Below are 4,751 nucleotides of genomic sequence, written 5' to 3' on the forward strand. Positions count from 1 at the left end.
GCCGATGACAGCTTGGATGCGAATTCCCGTGTAGTCGAGCAAGAAGGAAGTCTGGGCACCAAGGAAGTTGTTTGGAACCAGACCAAGGATGAGTTGGTGAGCGAGATTGTAGTGCTTACGCCGGTGAATCGTGTCATTCGTGTTGGGACTAAGCCTGTGGTTACTAGTCGGGAGCTAGATTTCCAAGAAATTCGCCAAGAAGATGCGACCTTGGATAAGGGTCAAGAGCGGATTCAAACCATGGGTCAAAAAGGTCGTGAGACGACAACAGTGACCTATACTCTAGATGAGCGAACAGGTCAGGTCACAGCCAATGCTCCTGTCGTGGAGACTGTGCCTGCTGTTGATCAGGTACGGTTAATTGGTACCAAAGATATCTTGGAGACACGTCAGGAAGAGCTATCCTTTGACACCGTTTATCAAGCCGATGATAGCTTGGATGCGAATTCCCGTGTAGTCGAGCAAGAAGGAAGTCTGGGCATCAAGGAAGTTGTTTGGAACCAGACCAAGAATGAGCTTGTCCGTGAAACAGTGACCCTAGCGCCTGTCAACCGTTTGGTTCGTGTCGGAACCAAGTCTGTGGTGACCAGTCGGGAGCTAGATTTCCAAGAAATCCGCCAAGAAGATGCGACCTTGGATAAGGGTCAAGAGCGGATTCAGACCATGGGTCAAAAGGGTCGTGAGACGACAACAGTGACCTATACTTTAGATGAGCGAACAGGTGAGGTCACAGCCAATGCTCCTGTCGTGGAGACTGTACCTGCTGTCAATCAGGTGCTGTTAGTCGGGACCAGAGATGTGCTCGAAACCCGGCAAGAAGATCTAGCCTTTGATACAGTCTATCAAGCGGATGATCGTTTAGACTTTGGCCTTCGAACAGTCGAACAAGAAGGAAGTCTTGGACGGAAGGAAATTGTTTGGAACCAGACTAAGGATGAGTTGGTGCGCGAGACGATAGTCCTTGCGCCGGTGAATCGTGTTATTCGTGTGGGAACCAAGCCAACTGTAACCAGTCGGGAATTGGCCTTTACGGAAATTCGTCAAGAGGATCCGACTTTAGAAAAAGGAAAAGAGCGGATTCAAACGCCAGGTCAGTTAGGTCTGGAACAAACAACAGTGACCTATAGCCTGAATGAGAAAACAGGTGAGGTCACAGCTAATACGCCGGTTGTTGAAACTAGACAGCCTGTGTCTCAAGTGCTGCTGGTTGGAACTCGAGAACTTGTGAAGCCTGTGCTTCGCATTCAATCGGTTACCGAAAATGATGACCAAGCGAATGCGCTTGTTCGCTATAGCCTGCAGGATCCAGATAAGCAGTACCGTTCTGCTAAGGCGCTCTTGTATAAGGGTGATGTTCTTGTTAAGGAATTCCCAATTAGTCAGTTGGACCAGCCTTTAACATTGTCTGAGTTGGACTACTTTACGGATTATACCTTGAAGACATCCATGACTTATGGACCTGCGGAGGCACCGACCGAGGAAATTCAAGAAGATCAAGCCTTAATTCGATTGGAATATAAAAAAATCGAGCTGAAGGATATTGAGACGGTTGAGTTGTACGAAAAAGATGGAGCAAGTTATCGTCGTTTGGATAACTTAGCAAGCGCTAAAGCTCCAGATCAATATGTGGTACAGATTCAGCCGAACCAAAGCAAGGCCATGCTCCTCCCCGTTTCAGAGATTCGCGAAGTTCAAAAAGATGGACAGTCTGTCTATGAATTGACGCTGAGTCTACCGGAGCTGGTACAGGGGCCAAACCTAGGAGCTTATCAGTCCAATCTGCGCATTTACGTTCCAAAAACGGGAACGAATTTATCGGCTCTGAATAGCTATCGTGTGAACTATCAGAATGTTTCCGGTGCGCAAGCTGGTCGTGATGTTGCTTATTACAATGCGGAGAAGTTACTGCCGTTTTACAATAAGGAATACATTGTCGACCAAGGAAACCGGATTGATCCAAGTCATAAACTCTCCCAAACACGTTTAGTAGATGTGGTTCCAATGGCCGATAATCGAATTGTCCTTGATCCGAATACGGATAAGGCAGCCATTAATCGCTTAATGCTTCACTACGAGGACAACACGGTTGCCTATGTTCCACTGACCTTTAAGGGAGACTTTAGAAATCAACGGGTTGCCGAGTACGATCTAGCAGGTACTTCTTTGATTTACACACCGGAGAGTTTCTTGGATTCTTATCAATCCGTGATTGATGCTGTGACACCAACCTTAGCGGCGATTCAGTTTGATTCTGCAGAAGTACGGCAAGCTCTAGGGATTGCTGAAGGTGATCAAAGCAAGAATCTAAATGATCTCTATTTGGAAAAGGCCTTTAATGATTTGAAGGCTAATCTACCACAAGAATTGAAGAAGCTCTTGGCTGCGGACAAGGCGATCAATGCAACAGATGGTGCAGTCAGTGACAAACTGGCGAAACAAATCCAGGAGAATGCTGTTCCTCTCTTACTTGGAATGAGCTATCTCAATCGCTGGTATAACATCAATTATGACACGATCAATGTGAAGGACTTATCTGCCTACAAACTTGACTTCTTTGGCAATCAAACAGCTTCTTCTCTTGACCATATCATTCAGTTAGGTAAATCAGGTTTTGATAACTTAAAAGCCAGCCATAACGTGCGAACTTTTGAGCGAAGTCTAGCTGCAGGAAAACAGAAGACAGACCTGTTTGAATACTTAGAAGCTTACCGGCATTTATTCTTACCGCACAAATCCAATAACCAGTGGTTGAAGGATAATACAAAAGCTTATCTTGTTGAGAGCTATTCAGAAATTGATGAAGCAAGGCAGAAACAAGAAGCAGCTATGGGGCAAAAGGATAATAAGTATTCCATCGGCATTTATGACCGTCTGGCAAGTCAAAGTTGGGCTTACAAACAGATGTTGTTGCCGTTGTTAACGATGTCTGAAGAAAGTACCTATGTAATTTCGAATATGTCGACATTCGTTTTTGGTGGGTATGAGCGTTATCGTTATGGTAAAAACTTGAGCCTATCTCAAGCAGAATTTATTGAGACGATGCGAGCTACTGTTGATCAGGGAGCAAGTTTGCATAGAGATTACTATGATTTCTGGTATCGAATCTTGAAGCCAGAGATGCGTGATCTGCTCTTTAAATCCATTATTATGTATGATGGTTTCATGTACCATAATCCAGATGGTAGTAAATCTTGGAGAACCCTACACTCTCCAGATGCCTCTATTCAAGAATTCTTTGGTCCAACTGGTCGTTATTTTGCCAATAACTACAGCGCAGCTTACGCAACCGGAAATGCCGTTTTCTATGTTGGTGATCGCCTATTGGAACGATTAGGAATCACGTCTCTGACCCACGAAATGACCCATACCTTTGATGGAACTATTTTCTTTGAAGGAAATGGTCGTAGGGAAGGATTGGGAGCGGAGAACTTTGCTAGGGGATTGTTGGAGGAACCAGATTTTCCAAATCAAGCTACCCTGGCATTAAGTATGACTCTCCAAGGGAATCCAGATGCTACGGATCGTTATCATGCTGCAAATCCTAAAGAACGTTACCAAAGCATGGATGATGTCAATAAATACGTAAAAGGAATGTTTGATGTGATCTATTTGTTGGAATATCTTGAAGGTAAAGTTATTCTGTCACAGAATGACGATGTGAAGCAGAAATGGTTACGAAAAATTGAAAATGAATACATTAAAGACCGGGATGGAAACGATACACATGCTGGAAATAAAGTTCGTCGTTTGACGTCAGAAGAAATTAGTAACTTGCGAGAGTTTACAGATCTGATTGATTCAGATGTGATTGCTCGACGTTTCTATATCGATGAAGGTAGTGTTAAACGCAATAGTTATTATACGATTGCCTTGACGTCTCCATTCTATGCAGCTCTATCCAATGATAAGGGAGCTCCAGGTGATTTAATGTTTAGACGGATGGCCTATGAATTGCTAGCTGCCAAAGGCTATCAGGCTGGATTCATTCCTTATGTATCCAATATGTATGCTCAGGAAGCTTTTGATAAGGGCCACAAAACATGGTCCTCATGGTATAAACGTTATGTAGGGGTTCCAAATGACAAGATAATCTTTGACAATATCTTTAGAAATGAATATAACTCTTGGGCTGACTTTAAAAAGGCGATGTATCAAGAGCGGATTCAGAAGGCTCAGAAGCTGAAACCAATTACAATTCAGTATGAGTTAGGATCTGCTACGTCTAAGAAGGAAGTGACGATTACGTCGGTAGAGCAGATAGAAGAATTGATGCGAGCAGCAATGGCTCACGATATCAAGAATATTGATCGAACAACGAGTCATGGACCGGCTAGTTGGGTGAACCTTCTCAACGGACGTATTTATAATGCTTATCTTCGTCAGACACAAGACTTTAGAGAATCTATTTTTAACGATTAATTTCTTGAAGATTTTCTAAACCTGTTGAATCATTGAGTAGCGCTTGTAGCTCCTCGAGAGTTTGACACGGTTCGGATTGTTCAAGCGAACCAACCCTTAAATCCCTATTATCTCCTCAGGTATGCTACCTGTTTGAGGTAATAGGGATTTTTGGGTTATGGGGTTATAGGCAGGAAAGATGGCTCTTTGTCAAGTTGTGTGGAATCCCTGAAAACTGACAGTTTTAGGCTTTTATTATTTAGCTTTTTAATAAGGGTGTTGAGATGGTTTTAACGTCAATCCGAATCCGGCTTCTTTCGAATTTCTATGAGATGCTTTCCCTGTGGTGGGGG

General features: G+C 43.6%; 1 protein-coding gene. It reads left to right on the forward strand.

The annotated features are described in order from the left end of the window. On the forward strand, positions 1-4,419 hold a 4,419-nt coding region (locus tag E5983_RS08560), incomplete at its 5' end, for a ZmpA/ZmpB/ZmpC family metallo-endopeptidase (protein ID WP_202056689.1). Between the last annotated feature and the right edge of the window lie 332 nt (positions 4,420-4,751).

Source organism: Streptococcus danieliae, from assembly GCF_009767945.1.
Taxonomy (GTDB): domain Bacteria; phylum Bacillota; class Bacilli; order Lactobacillales; family Streptococcaceae; genus Streptococcus; species Streptococcus danieliae.